Source organism: Devosia sp., assembly GCF_048261455.1.
In the GTDB taxonomy this organism is placed as follows: Bacteria; Pseudomonadota; Alphaproteobacteria; order Rhizobiales; family Devosiaceae; genus Devosia_A.
In genome coordinates this window covers 1-15,977 of sequence record NZ_JBLXGA010000006.1, presented here as the reverse complement: position 1 = coordinate 15,977, position 15,977 = coordinate 1, and the positions used below count along the sequence as shown (strand labels likewise).

The window sequence follows — 15,977 nt, the reverse complement described above, 5'->3', positions numbered from 1 at the left end:
CGGGAGAAACGGGAGGCGGCGGACCGCCCCCCGAAAGGCGTTACTTGAACTCGGGGTAGGCTTCGACGCCGACCTCGGCCATGTCGAGCCCCATCTCTTCTTCTTCCTCGCTGGCGCGCATGCCGATCACCATCTTGATGATGAACCACACGATGCCGGAGACCACGAAGGTGAACACGCCGTAGGCAAGGATGCCGACGATCTGCGTGCCGTAGTTCGTGTCCGGGTTGGACAGCGGGACGATGAGCGTGCCCCAGATTCCGCAGACCAGGTGGACCGGGATGGCGCCGACCACGTCGTCGATCTTCAGGCGATCGAGCAGCGGGACAACGAACACCACGATCACGCCACCCACGGCACCGATCAGCAGTGCAATCGGCATGGAGGGCATCAGCGGCTCGGCAGTGATCGAGACGAGACCCGCGAGGGCGCCGTTGATCACCATGGTGACGTCGATCTTCTTGTACATCAGCTGGGTGACGATCATCGCAGCGACAGCACCGGCTGCAGCGGCCATGTTGGTGTTGGCGAAGATGCGGCTCACGTCGCCGGCGTCGGCGATGGTGCCCATGGCGAGCTGGGAAGCGCCGTTGAAGCCGAACCAGCCGAGCCACAGGATGAACATGCCGAGGGTCGCCAGCGGGATCGAGGAACCGGTGATCGCGTTGACGGTGCCATCGGCGTTGTACTTGCCCTTACGCGCACCAAGCAGCAGCACACCAGCGAGAGCGGCCCAGCCACCGACGGAGTGAACGAGGGTCGAACCGGCGAAATCGGAGAAGCCCATTTCGCTCAGCCAGCCGCCGCCCCACTGCCAGGAACCGGCGATCGGGTAGATGAAGCCGGTCAGGATGACCGTGAAGAGCATGAACGGCCAGATCTTGATGCGTTCGGCCAGGGTGCCGGAAACGATCGACGCCGTGGTGGCGCAGAACACCATCTGGAAGAACCAGTCCGAAGCGACCGAATAGCCGGCTTCGCCGGTGTCAGCGCCCGGGGCCGGGAAGCCGTAGGGGCCGAAGGAGCCGATGAAGCCGCCGTCGACGCCCGTGTACATCAGCGAGTAGCCGGTGACCCAGAACATGATGCCGGCGACGGAATAGAGCGCGATGTTCTTCAGGCACTGCATCGACACGTTCTTGGTGCGGACGAGGCCGGCCTCGAGCATGGCAAAGCCCGCGGCCATCCACATGACCAGGAAGCCGCCGATGAGGAAGAGCAGCGTGTTGAAGATCAGGGCCCATTCAGGCGTGGCCGTCGCCTCGACGGCGGGTTCCACGACTTCGGCAGGGGCATCCTGACCGAGCGCTGGCAGGGCGAGAAGCAGCGATGCAATCGCCGCCGTGCCCAGGAGTTTGGTGGGGAACTTGGATGTCATTGAAATGGATCTCCCGAGCTGGATCACAGGGCGGATGCGCCGGTTTCGCCGGTACGGATGCGGGTGAGGCCGAGCAGGTCGAGCACGAAGACCTTGCCGTCACCGATGCGGCCGGTCTGCGCGCTTTCGCGAATGGCGGTCACGATCGCGTCGGACTGAGCGTCGTCCACGGCGATCTCGATTTTCAGTTTCGGCAGGAAATGCACGGCATATTCCGTGCCGCGGTAGATTTCCGAATGGCCCTTCTGACGGCCATAGCCTTTGACTTCAGTCACGGTCATGCCGTGCACGTCGAGAGAGTTGAGGGCCTGCCGGACCTCCTCGAGACGCGATGGCTTGATGATGGCGATCACCAGCTTCATGGATGCCCCTTTCGCTTCTTGCGGTTTGCAATCGCAATTACAGACTCAAGGGGCGTGCCAGACTCGTGCCACAATTTATAAGTTATTGAAATTACGCGTCTATATTGCCAGCAACTGGTAAGCCTTGCCCAAAACTGACCAACGCGACCCGCATGATTGCGTATAAGGTGAGCAAATTTTACGCTGTTGCCTAAAACGTAATCACCAAATGTACATCAGGGTTCTGGCCGTGGCGGATAGTGGATGGTTCGGGCCCCGCGGCACCGGGTCCTCTTGCCCTGCCACGGGAAAGGCGCGACATCTTCATCGTGATCAAGGAGACCCCAAATGGCTGAGACCCGCTATGACGTGGCAATTGTCGGTGGTGGCCCGGTCGGGCTCAGCATGGCGCTGGCGCTGGTGCGGTCACTTAAGGGTCTGAAGGTCGGCATTCTCGACCGCCGTCCGTTCACAGTGCCGGTCGACCACCGCGCCTCGGCGCTGGCTGCGGGCGTGCGGCGCAGCTTCGAACAGCTCGGCGTGTGGCAGGCCATGGCGCCCGAGGCCGAGCCGGTGCGGCTGATGAAAATCACCGATTCGGGCACCGGCGATATCTCGCGCCCGCTGTTTCTGAGTTTTGCCGGCGATGTGGCGCCGGGCGAGCCCTATGCACATCTGGTGCCGAACCGGGCCAGCGTCGCCGCCCTGCTCGGGGCGCTCGAGGGGCGCGTCGACATGCTGGCGCCGGTCGAGGTCACCGGGTTTTCCGGCACCGGCGGGTCCGGCACGCTGAGCCTTGCCGATGGGCGCACGATTTCCGCGCCGCTGGTGATCGCGGCCGATGGCGCGCGCTCGGCGCTGCGCGACATGGCGGGCATCAAGACGTTCGGCCATGCCTATCAGCAGTCCGGCATCGTCACGACGATTTCGCACGAGCTGCCACACGAGGGCACGGCCTACGAGCATTTCCGGCCGGCGGGGCCCTTCGCCAGCCTGCCGCTCACCGGCAATCGCTCCTCGCTGGTGTGGACCGAAACGCCGACCGAGGCGGCGCGGATCAAGGCGCTGCCCCCCGAGGCGGCGGCCGCCGAGATCGAGGCGGCGATGGGTTCGGCGCTCGGCACGGTCACGGTCGACGAACCGATCCAGGTGTTTCCGCTGCATCTGCAGCTGGCGCGCAGCGTAATTGCCTCGCGGCTGGCGCTGATCGGCGATGCCGCGCATGTGGTACACCCGATCGCGGGGCAGGGGCTCAATCTGGGGCTCAAGGATGTGGCGGCACTGGCAGAGGTGGCGGTCGAAGCGCTGCGGCTCGGCATGGATCCTGGCGCGCCGGATGTGCTGGCCCGCTACCAGAGCTGGCGCCGGGTCGACACCGCGCTGATGGCAATGGTGACCGACGGGATGAACCGGCTGTTTTCCAACGACATCGCCTCGGTCCGCGCAGTGCGCGATCTCGGCCTCGGCGTCGTCGACCGGCTCGGCCCGATCAAGGATTTTCTGATCTCGCGTGCCGCGGGTGTCGAGAAATCCGGGCCGCGGCTGCTGCGCGGCCAGGCGATCTGAGCGCTTTCCGTCTCTGACGCCTCGCCAGGCAGCTGCCGGTACCTAGCTCTGGGGCGGGCGCTGCTTGCGGTCCTTGTGGGTCAGGCGGTCGAGTTCGTCGCGGTCGAGCTCGCGCGCTTCGTCGAGGCTGAGCATGGGCACACCAAGGCGAATCGGAAAGGCAAGGTGGGCGGCGACCGAAATCAGCTCCTCGCCGTTCTCGCTCAGGCTCAGCCGCGTCTTGGTCAGCGGACAGACCAGCATTTCCAGCGTACGCGGATCGACCACGTGGCGCGGATTGACCTGCGGCGGGCGGGCCGACTGGGTCAATTGAGCGGTGCGTTCTCGTCGCCGCCCTTGGCCATCTCGAATTCAGCCATCGCCATCAGCGTTTCGGCGCGCGCCTCGAGCGTGTCGGCTTCCAGCAGCGCCTGCTTTTCGGCGGCGCCATAGGGCGAGACCATGCAGCAGAAGTTGACGAGGTCGGCGGTGCCGGTCTTTTCGATCTCGTCCCAGTCGAGGTCGAAATTGCCGAACTCGGCATAGTCGCGCATCATCTTGAGGAAGCGTTCGCGGTTCACCGCCTCCTCGCCGTGGGTGCGCTCGAAGTCCCGGGCAAACCCGGTCGCGTCGATCATCGCGCGGCGGAAGGGCGTCAGCGCCGTCACGTCCTTGATGAAACGGAAGCGGCATACGCCTTCCAGCACGACGAAATAGCGCTGGTCTTCCACTTCCTCGAACTGCACCAGCCGGCCGACGCAGCCGATCTCCTGCAGCGGCGCGGCGCCTTGCGGGCTTTCCTCGTCGGTGTCGCGCGGCTGAATCAGCCCGATCAGCCGGTCGGTCTTCAGGGCGTGGTCGATCAGCGCCAGATAGCGCGGTTCGAAAATGTTCAGCGGACGGCGCGCGAACGGCAGCAGCAGCGCGCCGTTGAGGGGAAACAGCGGGATCGAGGCAGGCAGGTCGGCCGGAGACTGGGGACGCTGCGACATCGGGTTTCCTTTACGAGAACAGCACCGCCGAAAGCATGCGGCGGCCCTTAAGGGTGGCGGGGTCCTTGGGGCCCCAGGCTTCGAACAGTTCGAGCAGCTTGATGCGGGCGCCGTCCTCGTTCCATTCGCGCGAGCGCTTCATCAGCGCGACGAGCTGTTCGGCAGCCTCGACCTTGCGGCCTTCGGCATTGTGACGCACCGCGAGATCGAAACGTGCCTGGTGGTCATCGGGATCCGCCGCGAGGCGCGATTCGAGTTCGTCAGCGCCCGAAATGCCCTTGGCTTCGTCCTGCAGCTTCAGCGCAGCGACGAGGCTGTCATATGCCGCGCCCTTGCGCTCGGCTTCGGGCATGGTGTCCAGCACGGCCCGGGCCTGGTCGAAATCGCCGACCTTCACGAACACATGCGCCATACCGGTGATGGCGGCTGCATGATCGGGCTTGTGCTGCAGCACCATGCCATAGATTTGCGCCGCCTGGTTCAGGTCATTGGCGGCAAAGGCCGCATCGGCGGCTTCCATGGCCTGAGTGATCTGGGCCTCGATCGAATCACCGGCCGGCTGACCGGCGGGAGCGGCGGCGATCACCTTGTCGGCAAACTTTCGCACTTCGGATTCGGGCAGGGCGCCCATGAAGGCATCGACGGGACGTCCGCCGGCAAAGGCAAAGACTGCGGGAATCGACTGCACGCCAAGCTGACCGGCGACACCGGGGTGCTCGTCGATATTGATCTTCACCAGGCGGATCTTGCCGCCCTTTTCATTGACCACCTTTTCCAGCGCCGGGGTGAGCTGACGGCACGGACCGCACCAGGGGGCCCAGAAATCCACCATCACAGGCGCCTCGAGCGATGCGTCGATGACATCGGCCTTGAAGGCCTGGTCGCTCGATTCGCTGATCAGCCCGGGCACCTGGGCTGCCGCGGGCGTGGAATTGAGGCCGGTGAGATCCATCGTCATGTCCGTATCGCTTCCAATATTTGCGCGGTGGTCCGCGCCATGTGCCTTTTCGGGGCCTTGAGAGGCAAGGATATCCCGAGTTTAACGGTGTTGCGAACACCACCGACAGCGACCATCAAATTTGGGTTGCAAAGGCAGGTTCGATTGGGCATATAGGCGCCCGTCGACCCGATGCCAAGGCATCGTTGCTCGGCGATGGAGCGCGGGTGTAGCTCAGGGGTAGAGCATAACCTTGCCAAGGTTAGGGTCGTGGGTTCGAATCCCATCGCCCGCTCCAAATACTCAAAAAGGGCCGGACAGCACTGTCCGGCCTTTTTGCGTTCAGGGCATTTGCCCCCTTTATCCAACAAAGACCAGTGAGCGGTGCAGCGCCGTGCCGGCCATGACGCCGTCGGCGGCGGCGAAGGTCACCGAATGGCCGGCGCGGGCGATGTCACCGGCTGCGAAGACACCGGGTACGCTGGTTGCCTGCAGGGCGTCGGTGGTGATCAGCTTGCCCCAGAAGGTCTCCTCGTGGGCGCAGCCGAGCTGGGTGGCGATGTCGCTGTTGGCGCGCGCCGGGGGGCCGATATAGAGCGCATCGAGCGCGCGGCTGCTGCCATCGGCAAAGATCACCTCCGACAGGGCCGTGCCCTCACCCGCCAGCCGCGCGATCCGTCTGGGTTCGATGTCGACACCGCGGCGGTCAAGTTCGGCGCGCAGTTCGGAATCCGGCGCCGCGCCGCCATTGAGGAAATAGGTCGTCGGGCCCCATTCGGGAATCAGCTGCGCCTGGTGGCCGGAGTGCTCGCCGAGCCGCAGCACGCCCAGCCGCTGCCCGGCGAATTCATAGCCGTGGCAATACGGGCAGGGGATCACCGTGCGCCCCCAGCGCTCGGCGAGGCCGGGGATGTCCGGCAGCTGGTCCGAAACGCCATAGGCGAGAACCAGCCGCCGCGCGGCGCGGGTCTCCCCGTCGGAGAGCGTCACGGTAAAGCCCTCGGCAGCAGCCTTTGCCGAAACCGCCTGGCCGGACTCGATCCTGGCGGTCGGATAGCGGATGAGCTGGGTGCGGGCGATCTCCAGCAGGTCGCCGGGCGGCTGGTCGTCGCGGGTCAGGAAGCCGTGCGACTTTTCGGCGAAGCGGTTGCGCGGTGCGCCGGTGTCGAGAACCAGCACGTCGCGACGGGCGCGGGCGATATAGGTGGCGGCGGCGAGGCCGGCAAAGCTGCCGCCGATGACGATGGCGTCGTGCATGACTGTCTCCTGCTGAGTGATGTAACATTGTATGTTACAATTAGGGGCGGCGCGTCAAGCTGCAAGTCTGGCGGCAGGCGCGGCGGGGCAGCTGGGGCAGGTGTCGTCGTGGCGGGGCGCGTAAATCGTACACAAAATCGGACCTATCGTACGTCCCGGGGGCAATGTGGCCTTCAAAAGCCCCGGTGGGCGCTATAGGAACGAGACTGTCGCGAACGACTGGATTTTGAGGAGGGTCCGTCCCGTGAAAATTACCGATCTCAAGTGCGCCGTCATTGCCAATAGCCCGGTGATCCGCATCACGACCGACGAGGGCATTACCGGCTGGGCGCAGATCGAGACGCCGAAGCCCTACGTCAAACCGCAGGTGCTGGACCTCAAGAGCTGGATCGTCGGCGAGGATCCGCGCGACGTGGAGCGCGTCATGCGCCGCATCCGGGTACGCGGCGGCTTCAAGCCCTTTGGTTCGGCGGTTTCGGCCATCGAGCATGCGCTGTGGGACATCGCGGGCAAGGCGCTGAACGCGCCGGTCTACCGGCTGCTGGGCGGCAAGGTGCGTGACCAGGTCCGCACCTATCGCACGCTCTACCACCATGAAGTTGAGGGCGGCGCCGAGCATACGCCCGAGGGCTACAAGCGCTGGGCCGAATACGGCAAGTCGCTGAAGGGCGAGTTCACCCTGTTCAAGCTGCCGAGCGCCTTTCACTCGTCGATGGTGCGCGATTTTCCGGACTATTTTTACGGGGAAGTGCAGCATTCTGCGCCCTTCCCCTATCCGCACAAGGGGACGATGACCAAGGAGGGTCTCGATCATCTCGTCGCCTGCATCACCTCGGCGCGTGAAACGCTGGGCGCCGGGTACAATACCGCGGTCGACGCGGGTCCGGGCTTCATGCCGCTCGATGCGCTGCGCCTCGCCAAGGCGGTGGAACACCTGCACCTGATGTGGGTCGAGGACATGATCACCGGCGATTACGTGCCTTACGTGAACCCCGACGTTTATCGCGAGATCACCTATCACACGACGACGCCGATCCACACCGGTGAGCAGATCTACCTGCGCCAGAACTACAAGGCGCTGATCGAGAGCCACGCGGTAAATGTCGTGGGACCCGACCCCTGCGACGTCGGCGGTCTCGCCGAGATCAAGTGGATCGCCGAATATGCTGACCTGCACGGCATCGCGATGGCGCCGCATGGCACGGCCAATGGCATTCTCGGTCTCGCCGCGCTGATCCAGGTCTGCGCCACCATGCCCGACAATCTGATCGCCTTTGAATATCCGGCGCGCTTCGAGCCCTTCTGGTACGACATCACCGAAGGCTTCGACGAGATGCCGGTCAAAGGCGGGCTGATCGACGTGCCGGATCGTCCGGGCCTCGGCGTCAACCTGATCGCCAAGGAGGCCAAGAAGTACCTGACCGACGGCGACTCGGACTTTTTCGACGACTAAGCGGTTGCGGCTTCAGATTTCAGAGACGTGCGAAGGGCCCTGCGGGGCCCTTCAGCTTTCGGTACCGCCGCTTTGCAGGTGAACGGCGGCCTTCTCCAGTGCGTCGACGAGGGCGCGGAGATCCTTGATGATCGGGCTGACCACGGGGTCGGCGGGCCAGTCGCCATAGCCGCGCTGCTTGGTCAGCGCCTCGAGTTCGGCGCCGCGCCGCGCAACGATCGACATGGCGGTCTGGGCTTCGTTGAGGGCGTCATTGCGCACCAGCGCCGGCATTTCGGTCTCGGCCATGGCGAGTAGGCGCTCGGCATTGCCGCGCCATTGCCGGATGAACTCCGTTGCCCGCTTCACGCGGAACTGCACCACGGTATCGGATATCTGCTCAGACAAGTTTCGCGTCCCTCAAGCCCGACGCCGCCGTGCGCATGTCGTCCACCTTCAAGGCGGAGTCAATTCACAGGCAGTACCGGGCAACAATATGATTAATCTAAAGGTTTAAAATCGGCCAGCAGGGTGGGTATCAGTTCGCTGACCGTGGGATGAATGTGCATGGTGCGCTGAATCTGGTCATAGGGCAGTCCGGCCGCCATCGCGTCAAGCAGGATATGGACGGCTTCGTCGGCCTCGATACCGAGCAGGGCGACGCCCAGAATCCGGTGCGTGTCGGCCTCCGCCAGCACCTTCATCATGCCTCGGGTTTCGGCCCGCTCGCGGGCCCGGCCGACGCCGGTCATCTGCATGGTGGCCTTCACCGCCTTGATGCCGGCTTTCTTGACCTGAGTTTCGGTCATGCCGGCGCGGCCCAGCGGCGGGTCGGTGTAGAGCGCATAGGTCATGATCCGGTCCGAGACCTTGCGGTCGTCACCGTCGAGCAGGTTGGCCGAGACGATCTCGAAGTCGTTGTAGGACGTATGGGTGAAGGCGCCTTTGCCGTTCACGTCGCCCAGCGCGAAGATATGCGGCACATTGGTGACGAGGTGATCGTCGACGCCGATATAGCCGCGCTCGTCGAGCGCGACACCGGCTGCGTCGAGGTTCAGCGCGTCGACATTGGGCTTGCGGCCGAGTGCGAGCAGCAGGTGGCTGCCGGATAGCTGCTTCGGTTCACCGTCCACCGAGACACTGACTGCGACGCCATCGCCATCCGGCGCGCAGGAGAAGTCCTTGGCGCCGGTGATGATGGTGATCCCCTCGTCCTCGAGGATCTCGCGCACGAGGTCGGAAATCTCGGGATCTTCCTTGCCGGCAATGTGCGACCCCTTCTCGATCACCGTCACCTTCGCGCCAAAGCGGTGGAACATCTGGGCGAACTCGAGCCCGATATAGGAGCCGCCGGCGATCAGCAGATGCTCGGGAACGGCGTCGAGTTCGAGGATCGAGGTGTTGGTGAGATAGGGTGTCTCGTCGAGGCCCGGGAAATCGGGGATGGCGGCGCGGGCGCCGGTATTGATGAAGATCCGGTCGGCCTTCAGCGCACGCCCGTTCACCGCAATGGTGTGCGGATCGGTAAAGCTGGCATCGCCAAAGATCAGCTCCAGCCCGTCGGTACCGGTCAGCCATTTGTTGAGGCTCTTGCGCGATGCGGCGGTCAGTTCGTTCTTGCGGGCCATGACCTTTGGCATGTCGACCGTCACCGGGCCGGTGCCGATGCCGAAATCGTCGCTGCGGCGCGCCTGATGCGCCACCCGGGCCGTCGCCACCAGCGCCTTGGTCGGGGTGCAGCCATCGTTGACGCAGGTGCCGCCGAGCAGGTGCCGTTCGATCAGGGCGACCTTCTGACCAGTGCCTGCCAGCTTGGCAGCGAGCGGCGGTCCTGCCTGTCCGGCTCCGATAACGATGGCATCAAACTGCTCGGTCATGATCTGTCCTCTTTGTGGCGTCTCAGAGGAACGCGCGAGGGCGCATGGCGTTCATAGCTCGTGTGCGACGTCGTGACTTCCCCCGCGTCGCAACGCTGTTAGGCTCCATAATCGAGCAATTGGGCCGTGGCGCCAGTGTGGCGCACCCCGCCCATGAGGAGGGTGAAGATGTCCGAACCATCAGAGTCTGAAAAGATCGAGCAAATGCTCAGCGAAGAGGCCATTCGCGATCGCGCCTATCACCTGTGGGAGGCCGACGGGCGGCCCGAAGGCAATGGCGAGGTCTATTGGCATCGCGCTCAGGAAGAAGCCAAGGCGCAGATGGTCAAGAGTCAGGCGCAGGGCGTGGCCGAGGCGCAGGCAGCGGCTGAAGCCGAGCCGCCGGCAAAGCCCGCCAAGGCGGCCAAGCCGAAGGCGCCAAAGGCGCCAAAGGCGCCTAAAGCCCCGAAGCCTGCAAAGGCTGACAAACCCGCCAAGCTGCGGGCGAAGATCGATGACGTGGCGAAGTCCATGAAAAAGGCGGCGCCGAAACCTCGCGCCGCCGTTCCAGGTGTCAAATCGAAATAGCCGGTGCCACTCAGGCGGCAGCGGTGACGATGATTTCGACCTTGATGTTCGGGAAGGCCAGACGGGCTTCGATGCAGGCGCGGGCCGGCGGGTTGGCCGGGTCGATCCACTTGTCGTATTCGGCGTTCATCGCAGCGAAGTCGCCGATGCTGTTGAGGATCACCTGAACGAACACGGCCTTCGACTTGTCCGTGCCAGCCTCGGCCAGCAGCTTGTCGATGGTCGCGAGGCACTCGCGCGTCTGCTGCTCGATGGTGCCATTCCAGTCATCGGGCACCTGACCCGACACATAGACCGTATCGCCATGACGCACGGCGGCGCTCATCCGGCTGCCGGGCTGAAAACGGGTGATGGTCATGAAACTCTCCTTTGGTCGTGACTGGCCGCGGTCTTAGCGGCTCGAGGGCGGCGAGGAAAGGCCACGGGCCGCGTGTCGAGCCAGGCGATGCGGCAAAAGCAGGCAAGGGCGCCCAGCGCAGCGGCGGCCGTGAGGCCAAGCGCCAGTGCGGCAGAAAACAGGCTGACACCGACGGCGAACAGCACCGGGGCGAAGGCCGAGGCGATGGCGCGCGCCGCACCGATGGCACCGACCCGGCGACCGTAGCCCTCGCGCCCGAACAGCACCAACGGCAGCGTGCCGCTGACAATGCTCGACAGCCCCGAACCGACCCCGAACAGCAGCGCGAAGACCAGCGCGCCGGCCAGTGACGGGCTGCTGCCGATCAGCACCAGGATGGCCAGCGGCAGGCAGCCGGCGGCGATGACCGCCAGCCAGAGCTGGGACAACCGGCGACCGAACTGCATGTTGGCCAGTCGGGCCAGGACCTGCGCCGGACCGAACAGGCTGGAGACGACCAGGGCGCTCGAGCCGAGCCCCAGGGCCGTGAGAGTGGGCACCATGTGCACCAGCACCGCCGCTAAGGTGAAACCGATCAGCCCGAAGCCGAGCAGCAGCAGGCGCTGCGCCACGATCGGTTCGATATCGTTGGTGGGCGAGATGATATCACTTGCCGCGGCGGTTTCGGTTGTGGCGCCGCGAGCCGGAGCGTGACGCGCGACCAGCAGATGTATCGGCAGGCAGATGGCGAGATGCAGACCGGCAAACACCAGATGCACCCCGCGCCAGCCGAAAGCGTCGAGCAGCCAGGCGGTGAATGGCCAGAACAGCGTCGAGGCGAAGCCGCCGATCAGCGTCAGTAGCGTGATGGCGCGCGGGGCCCCTGTCCCGCCACTCCACTGGGTCAGGGCGGTGAAGGCGATGGCATAGAGCACGGCGCCTGAGGCGAGCTCGGCCGACAGCAGGCCCGCGCCATAGGCCAGGGGTTCGGGTGCGATCGCGCAGCCCGCAAGGCTGAGGGCCACCAGCAGCGCGCCGATGCTCATTACCCGTGCGGCCCCGAACCGATCGGCCCAGCCGCCGATCAAGGGCGCGACGAGACCACCGGCGAGCACCGCTGCCGAAAACAGGCCGAAGAGCCACGGCTCGGCCCAGCCGAAATCGGCGGCAATGGCCGGGGCGAGAACGCCGAAGGCGTAGTAGAGCGTGCCGAAGCCGATGATCTGGGTGAGACCGAGCCCCCAGATCACCAAAACGGGAATGGCTCGCGCCATGTGGCGGACGCTCAGGCGAGCTCAGACGTCCGGCCCGGCTGCGCAGTCTTGCTGCCGCAGCCGCAGCCGGCCTCTCCCGCCGCCTTGGCTGTCTCATCGGCGACGCAGCAGGCGTCTGCCGATTGCGCCGGACCGCCGCAACAGCCGGCACTCCCGCCGATATCGACGCTGCCCGGTACGCCACAGACGCCGGTTTCCGGCAGCACCAACTGCACGTCGCGCGCCGCCGCATGGTCACCGGCGAGCTCGGCGGCGATCGAGCGGACCTGCTCATAGCCGGTCGCCATCAGAAAGGTCGGCGCGCGGCCGTAGGATTTGGAACCGGCAATGTAAAACCCCGGCTCGGGATGGGTCAGTTCGACCATGCCGTGCGGCGGCACGGTACCGCAGGAATGTACGTTCGGATCGATCAGCGGCGACAGCGCCGGCGGCGCCTCGGTGGCCGGATCGATGGCAACCCGCAATTCTTGCAGCATCTGCAGATCGGGCCGGAAACCGGTGGCGACGACGATGCGATCGACCTCGAAAGCAGTCTCGTCGCCGTCCAGTGTTCCCGCGACCGCGATCCGCGCACCGGCGCGGCTGAGCCGCGTCGCCGCAAAACCGGTCAGCACCTCCATCGCTCCCGCCTCCATCGCTCCCGCCTCCAGCGCCTTCTGGGCAGCGAGACCGAGCGCGCCCCGCGCCGGTAGCTGGTCATTGAGCCCGCCCCCGAGCAGACGCTGCAGCCGGTTGGCGCGCATGGCCCAGATGACGCGTGTCGACGGATCGTCCTGTTTCAGCTTCAGCAGGCTCAGGATGGTATTGAGCGCCGAATGGCCCGAGCCGACGACCAGCGTTGTCTTGCCCGCATAGTGGTCCCGCGCCTCGCCCGCGACGTCGGGCAAGCCATGGGTAACGGCATCCGCCAGCCCGCGCTCGCCCGGCACCGGCAGTCCATCGGCACCCATCGGGTTGGGTTGCGAAAAGGTGCCGGTCGCGTCGATCACCGCGCGGGCCAGGGTGCGATGCTCATCGCCGGCACTATCGGTCCAGGCGATGGTGAAAGCAGCTGTGTCGCGTGCCCGGCTGGTCATCTTGTCGTGGCCGGCGCGCGAAATGGCAGTCACCGATGCCCCGGTCACGAGATTGGGCGCAATGGCCGGATGCGCGGCCAGCGGAGCGAGATAGTCTTGCACCATAGCATCGCCGGTGGGCAGGCCTTCCGGGTCCGGTGCCCGCCATCCCGTCGCTGTCAGCAGGCTCCGGGCGGCGGCATCGATATTGTGGCGCCAGGGCGAGAACAGTTCGATCTGACCCCATTGGCGCAATGCCGCGCCGGGCCCCTTGCGCTCAAGGACGATAAACGGCAGCCCGCGCTCAACCAGGTGGGCGGCGGCGGCGAGCCCGACCGGGCCAGCGCCGATGACGGCGATAGGAAGTGTATTAGTGGTCATCATTTTATCCTTCCAGAAATATCGAAATATAAGTTGGAGAGAGGCGGACGGGATAGTGCGTTCGTTCAGCGTAGTGGGCGGTGCCGCCTGCTGGTCAGGCGGCAGTGTCGTCGGCAAGGGTGGCGGGGGCGCAGCTGCCGCCGGCATCTGCGCAGCATTCGTCCGCGAGATAGCCGATCAGCCCGTCCATCACCGAATAGTTGGCGCGGCAGATCAAGGTCGTTCCCTGCCGCTCCTGGGCAACCAGTTCGACATCCATCAGCCGCCGGATGTGATGCGACAGGGTGGAGGCCGCGATATCGAGCTTCAGCTGCAACTGCCCGACCGGCAGGCCATTGGCACCAGCACGCACCAGAGCGCGATAGATCCTGAGGCGGGTCGGGTTGCCCAGCGCTTCGAGGCGGGCGGAAGCTGTTTCGATATCCATGGAAATAAGCATAGGCCTTTCGTCGCGTGGGTCAAGCCTATTTCGATAGTACTAGAAATATGGCTTTACCTCACGCGATTGCCCGGCTAAACCGGCAGCGCCCTGCCGAAAGGCGCCGCAAGGAGCCGCAATGCCCGCCGTAAAGCCACCGGTCTATTATGCGCTGCCGCGCCGTCTCATCGCCGAGGCGCTGGGCACCTGCCTCCTGGTCGCGACTGTCGTCGGCTCGGGCATCATGGCGCAGCGGCTCAGCACCGATACCGGCGTCATGCTGCTGGCCAATGCTCTGGCAACCGGTGCCATTCTCTACGTGCTGATCAATATGCTGGGCCCGATCTCGGGGGCGCATTTCAACCCGGTCGTCACCTTCTCCGCCATGTTCACCCGCGATATCGAAGCGCATTACGGTATGGCCTATGTCGCAGCGCAGGTGGCCGGTGGTCTTGCCGGCACGGCGCTGGCGCATCTGATGTTCGAGCTGGCGCCCCTCACCGGCGGCACCATCGCCCGGACCGGCGATGCGCAGCTGTTGTCCGAGGCGGTGGCGAGCTTCGGGCTCGTCGCCACCATCATCGCCGGCCGCAGGTTCCGTCCCGAGGCCATTCCCGCCATGGTGGCGCTCTATATCATTGCCGCCTATTGGTTCACCGCGTCCACGTCCTTCGCCAATCCGGCCGTGACGATCGCCCGCGCCTTCACCGACACGTTTTCCGGCATCCGGCCGGCCGACATGCCGTTCTTCATCGTGGCGCAGCTGGGCGGTGCGCTGGTCGCCAGCCTCGTCATGCCATGGCTCATGAAACTGTCGGAGACCCCCAAATGAGCGTCACGATCTATCACAACCCCGATTGCGGCACCTCGCGCAACACGCTGGCGATGATCCGCGAGAGCGGAGTCGCGCCCGAAGTGATCGAATATCTCGTCACCCCGCCCGACAATGCGACCATCATGCAAATGGTCAGCGACGCGGGCCTCACCCTGCGCCAGGCGCTTCGGCAGAAGGGGACGCCCTATGCCGAACTGGGGCTCGATGACCCGGCGATCACCGATGCCGAGCTGCTCGACGCCATTGCCGCCAACCCGATCCTGCTCAACCGCCCCTTCGTCGTCACGCCACGCGGCACGCGCCTGTGCCGGCCGTCCGAAGTGGTGCTCGAGATTCTCGAAAACCCCGATATCGGGCCGTTCACCAAGGAGGATGGCGAAGTGGTGAACACGGGCGGGCCGGGTTTGACCGCCCGTTAACTTGCAGGCTGGCCCCTGCCGTCCTACCTTTCAGGCAACGGGCGCGATCGCCCTCCGGCTCCCCCCGCCGTTGAAGCAGGACGGAAAAGCATGATCATCGAACCGATAGCGCGGTCCGTCGTGGCCGTGCGCACAATCATCCCCGAGGACGCGTTCACCGCGGATACGCTGGGCACCATTCGCGAAGGCAGCGGCGTGGTGATCGGCGATCAGGGCCTTGTTCTCACCATCGGCTATCTCATTACCGAGGCCGAAGAGGTCTGGCTGACCACGCATGAAGGCACGGTCGTGCCGGCCCATGCGCTGGCCTATGACCAGGCGACCGGCTTCGGTCTCGTGCAGGCGCTGGCGCCGCTCGACCTGCCGGTGCTGGAACTCGGCTCGTCAACCGACGCCGATACCGGCGATTCCGTCATCTTCTGTGACGGCAGCGGCAACGCCATCGAAGGCGCCATCGTCGCCAAGCAGGAATTTGCGGGCTACTGGGAATATCTGCTCGACGAGGCGATCTTCATCGCCCCGGCCCACCCGAGCTGGGGCGGTGCGGCGCTGACCACCCCCGAGGGCAAGCTCCTCGGCATCGGCTCGCTGCGGCTGCAGATGGTGCAGGACGAGACGGTCGCCGACATCAACATGGTGGTGCCGATCGATCTCCTGCCACCGATCCTCGAGGATCTCCTGACCCATGGCCAGGTCGACCGCCAACCGCGGCCCTGGCTCGGCGTGTTCTCGGCCGAGAGCGACGGCGATGTGGTGGTGATGAGCGTTGCCGATGGCAGCCCGGCGGACAATGCTGGGCTGAAGCGCGGCGACATCATTTCGGACGTCCGCGACAATGCCGTCGACGGGTTGGCCGACATGTATCGCAAGGTGTGGAGCATCGGCCCGGCCGGCGCCGAAGTGCCCATGCGCATCGTGCGCGATGGCCGCGA

At 65.3% G+C, this 15,977-nt stretch carries 18 protein-coding genes and 1 tRNA gene; 7 read left to right on the top strand and 12 right to left on the bottom strand.

Features of this window, described 5'->3' with window-relative positions; translation table 11 throughout:
• Window positions 1-40: 40 nt before the first annotated feature.
• On the bottom strand, window positions 41-1,378 hold the full coding sequence (locus ACN0TK_RS08195; protein WP_417308985.1) for an ammonium transporter: 1,338 nt from the start codon (window positions 1,376-1,378) through the stop codon (window positions 41-43).
• Window positions 1,379-1,401: 23 nt separating this feature from the next.
• A complete protein-coding gene (locus ACN0TK_RS08190; protein WP_417308984.1) occupies window positions 1,402-1,740 on the bottom strand; it encodes a P-II family nitrogen regulator in 339 nt (112 codons plus the stop codon).
• A gap of 327 nt (window positions 1,741-2,067) precedes the next feature.
• Here ACN0TK_RS08190 and ACN0TK_RS08185 point away from each other — a divergent pair, with 327 nt between their 5' ends.
• Window positions 2,068-3,285, top strand: a complete 1,218-nt coding sequence (locus ACN0TK_RS08185) for an FAD-dependent monooxygenase (protein WP_417308983.1) — start codon at window positions 2,068-2,070, stop codon at window positions 3,283-3,285.
• A 42-nt stretch (window positions 3,286-3,327) separates the two neighbouring features.
• Here ACN0TK_RS08185 and ACN0TK_RS08180 read toward each other — a convergent pair whose 3' ends face one another.
• The 3 genes from ACN0TK_RS08180 to ACN0TK_RS08170 are packed head-to-tail and all read right to left on the bottom strand — an operon-like array spanning window position 3,328 to window position 5,214.
• Window positions 3,328-3,594: a Trm112 family protein gene (locus ACN0TK_RS08180; protein ID WP_417308982.1), complete on the bottom strand. Its 267-nt coding sequence runs from the start codon at window positions 3,592-3,594 to the stop codon at window positions 3,328-3,330.
• Window positions 3,591-4,256: an LON peptidase substrate-binding domain-containing protein gene (locus tag ACN0TK_RS08175; RefSeq protein ID WP_417308981.1), complete on the bottom strand. Its 666-nt coding sequence runs from the start codon at window positions 4,254-4,256 to the stop codon at window positions 3,591-3,593. The genes ACN0TK_RS08180 and ACN0TK_RS08175 overlap by 4 nt, the downstream gene beginning before the upstream one ends.
• Window positions 4,257-4,266: 10 nt before the next feature.
• Window positions 4,267-5,214: a tetratricopeptide repeat protein gene (locus tag ACN0TK_RS08170; protein ID WP_417308980.1), complete on the bottom strand. Its 948-nt coding sequence runs from the start codon at window positions 5,212-5,214 to the stop codon at window positions 4,267-4,269.
• Between the two features lie 202 nt (window positions 5,215-5,416).
• On the opposite strand from ACN0TK_RS08170, the gene ACN0TK_RS08165 reads away from it, so the two are divergent.
• Window positions 5,417-5,491: transfer RNA gene (locus ACN0TK_RS08165), tRNA-Gly, on the top strand.
• Window positions 5,492-5,553: 62 nt separating this feature from the next.
• On the opposite strand, the gene ACN0TK_RS08160 is transcribed toward ACN0TK_RS08165, so the two are convergent.
• Complete coding sequence (locus tag ACN0TK_RS08160) at window positions 5,554-6,450, bottom strand: NAD(P)/FAD-dependent oxidoreductase (RefSeq protein WP_417308979.1); 897 nt, start codon at window positions 6,448-6,450, stop codon at window positions 5,554-5,556.
• Window positions 6,451-6,694: 244 nt separating this feature from the next.
• On the opposite strand from ACN0TK_RS08160, the gene ACN0TK_RS08155 reads away from it, so the two are divergent.
• Window positions 6,695-7,903 carry a mandelate racemase/muconate lactonizing enzyme family protein gene (locus ACN0TK_RS08155; protein ID WP_417308978.1) on the top strand — a complete coding sequence of 403 codons (1,209 nt, stop codon included), beginning with the start codon at window positions 6,695-6,697 and terminating at the stop codon, window positions 7,901-7,903.
• Window positions 7,904-7,954: 51 nt separating this feature from the next.
• On the opposite strand, the gene ACN0TK_RS08150 is transcribed toward ACN0TK_RS08155, so the two are convergent.
• Complete coding sequence (locus ACN0TK_RS08150; RefSeq protein WP_417308977.1) at window positions 7,955-8,290, bottom strand: hypothetical protein; 336 nt, start codon at window positions 8,288-8,290, stop codon at window positions 7,955-7,957.
• A gap of 92 nt (window positions 8,291-8,382) precedes the next feature.
• Window positions 8,383-9,759, bottom strand: coding sequence for an FAD-containing oxidoreductase (locus ACN0TK_RS08145; protein WP_417308976.1), 1,377 nt, complete (start codon window positions 9,757-9,759; stop codon window positions 8,383-8,385).
• A gap of 168 nt (window positions 9,760-9,927) precedes the next feature.
• Here ACN0TK_RS08145 and ACN0TK_RS08140 point away from each other — a divergent pair, with 168 nt between their 5' ends.
• Window positions 9,928-10,326: a DUF2934 domain-containing protein gene (locus ACN0TK_RS08140; protein ID WP_417308975.1), complete on the top strand. Its 399-nt coding sequence runs from the start codon at window positions 9,928-9,930 to the stop codon at window positions 10,324-10,326.
• Between the two features lie 10 nt (window positions 10,327-10,336).
• Here ACN0TK_RS08140 and ACN0TK_RS08135 read toward each other — a convergent pair whose 3' ends face one another.
• The 4 genes from ACN0TK_RS08135 to ACN0TK_RS08120 form a co-directional block, all read right to left on the bottom strand.
• A complete protein-coding gene (locus ACN0TK_RS08135; protein ID WP_417308974.1) occupies window positions 10,337-10,684 on the bottom strand; it encodes a RidA family protein in 348 nt (115 codons plus the stop codon).
• The gene (gene arsK, locus ACN0TK_RS08130; RefSeq protein ID WP_417308973.1) at window positions 10,681-11,937 is read right to left on the bottom strand and encodes an arsenite efflux MFS transporter ArsK; all 1,257 of its coding nucleotides are present in this window, start codon (window positions 11,935-11,937) and stop codon (window positions 10,681-10,683) included. The genes ACN0TK_RS08135 and arsK overlap by 4 nt, the downstream gene beginning before the upstream one ends.
• 11 nt (window positions 11,938-11,948) lie before the next feature.
• A complete protein-coding gene (locus ACN0TK_RS08125; protein ID WP_417308972.1) occupies window positions 11,949-13,373 on the bottom strand; it encodes an NAD(P)-binding domain-containing protein in 1,425 nt (474 codons plus the stop codon).
• Between the two features lie 94 nt (window positions 13,374-13,467).
• Window positions 13,468-13,800, bottom strand: a complete 333-nt coding sequence (locus ACN0TK_RS08120; protein WP_417308971.1) for an ArsR/SmtB family transcription factor — start codon at window positions 13,798-13,800, stop codon at window positions 13,468-13,470.
• Between the two features lie 130 nt (window positions 13,801-13,930).
• Here ACN0TK_RS08120 and ACN0TK_RS08115 point away from each other — a divergent pair, with 130 nt between their 5' ends.
• The 3 genes from ACN0TK_RS08115 to ACN0TK_RS08105 all read left to right on the top strand — a co-directional run.
• Window positions 13,931-14,623, top strand: a complete 693-nt coding sequence (locus ACN0TK_RS08115) for an aquaporin (RefSeq protein WP_417308970.1) — start codon at window positions 13,931-13,933, stop codon at window positions 14,621-14,623.
• Window positions 14,620-15,045, top strand: coding sequence for an arsenate reductase (glutaredoxin) (arsC, locus tag ACN0TK_RS08110; protein ID WP_417308969.1), 426 nt, complete (start codon window positions 14,620-14,622; stop codon window positions 15,043-15,045). The genes ACN0TK_RS08115 and arsC overlap by 4 nt, the downstream gene beginning before the upstream one ends.
• Before the next feature lie 90 nt (window positions 15,046-15,135).
• Window positions 15,136-15,977: S1C family serine protease (locus tag ACN0TK_RS08105; protein ID WP_417308968.1), on the top strand; the 842-nt coding region annotated here is incomplete at its 3' end.

Bases quoted from the DNA above. Each gene is read 5' to 3' on its own strand.
- ACN0TK_RS08195 (WP_417308985.1), bottom strand. From the start codon at position 1,378: ATGACATCCAAGTTCCCCACCAAACTCCTGGGCACGGCGGCGATTGCA.
- ACN0TK_RS08190 (WP_417308984.1), bottom strand. From the start codon at position 1,740: ATGAAGCTGGTGATCGCCATCATCAAGCCATCGCGTCTCGAGGAGGTC.
- ACN0TK_RS08185 (WP_417308983.1), top strand. From the start codon at position 2,068: ATGGCTGAGACCCGCTATGACGTGGCAATTGTCGGTGGTGGCCCGGTC.
- ACN0TK_RS08175 (WP_417308981.1), bottom strand. From the start codon at position 4,256: ATGTCGCAGCGTCCCCAGTCTCCGGCCGACCTGCCTGCCTCGATCCCG.
- ACN0TK_RS08170 (WP_417308980.1), bottom strand. From the start codon at position 5,214: ATGACGATGGATCTCACCGGCCTCAATTCCACGCCCGCGGCAGCCCAG.
- ACN0TK_RS08160 (WP_417308979.1), bottom strand. From the start codon at position 6,450: ATGCACGACGCCATCGTCATCGGCGGCAGCTTTGCCGGCCTCGCCGCC.
- ACN0TK_RS08145 (WP_417308976.1), bottom strand. From the start codon at position 9,759: ATGACCGAGCAGTTTGATGCCATCGTTATCGGAGCCGGACAGGCAGGA.
- ACN0TK_RS08140 (WP_417308975.1), top strand. From the start codon at position 9,928: ATGTCCGAACCATCAGAGTCTGAAAAGATCGAGCAAATGCTCAGCGAA.
- ACN0TK_RS08135 (WP_417308974.1), bottom strand. From the start codon at position 10,684: ATGACCATCACCCGTTTTCAGCCCGGCAGCCGGATGAGCGCCGCCGTG.
- arsK (WP_417308973.1), bottom strand. From the start codon at position 11,937: ATGGCGCGAGCCATTCCCGTTTTGGTGATCTGGGGGCTCGGTCTCACC.
- ACN0TK_RS08125 (WP_417308972.1), bottom strand. From the start codon at position 13,373: ATGACCACTAATACACTTCCTATCGCCGTCATCGGCGCTGGCCCGGTC.
- ACN0TK_RS08120 (WP_417308971.1), bottom strand. From the start codon at position 13,800: ATGGATATCGAAACAGCTTCCGCCCGCCTCGAAGCGCTGGGCAACCCG.
- ACN0TK_RS08115 (WP_417308970.1), top strand. From the start codon at position 13,931: ATGCCCGCCGTAAAGCCACCGGTCTATTATGCGCTGCCGCGCCGTCTC.
- arsC (WP_417308969.1), top strand. From the start codon at position 14,620: ATGAGCGTCACGATCTATCACAACCCCGATTGCGGCACCTCGCGCAAC.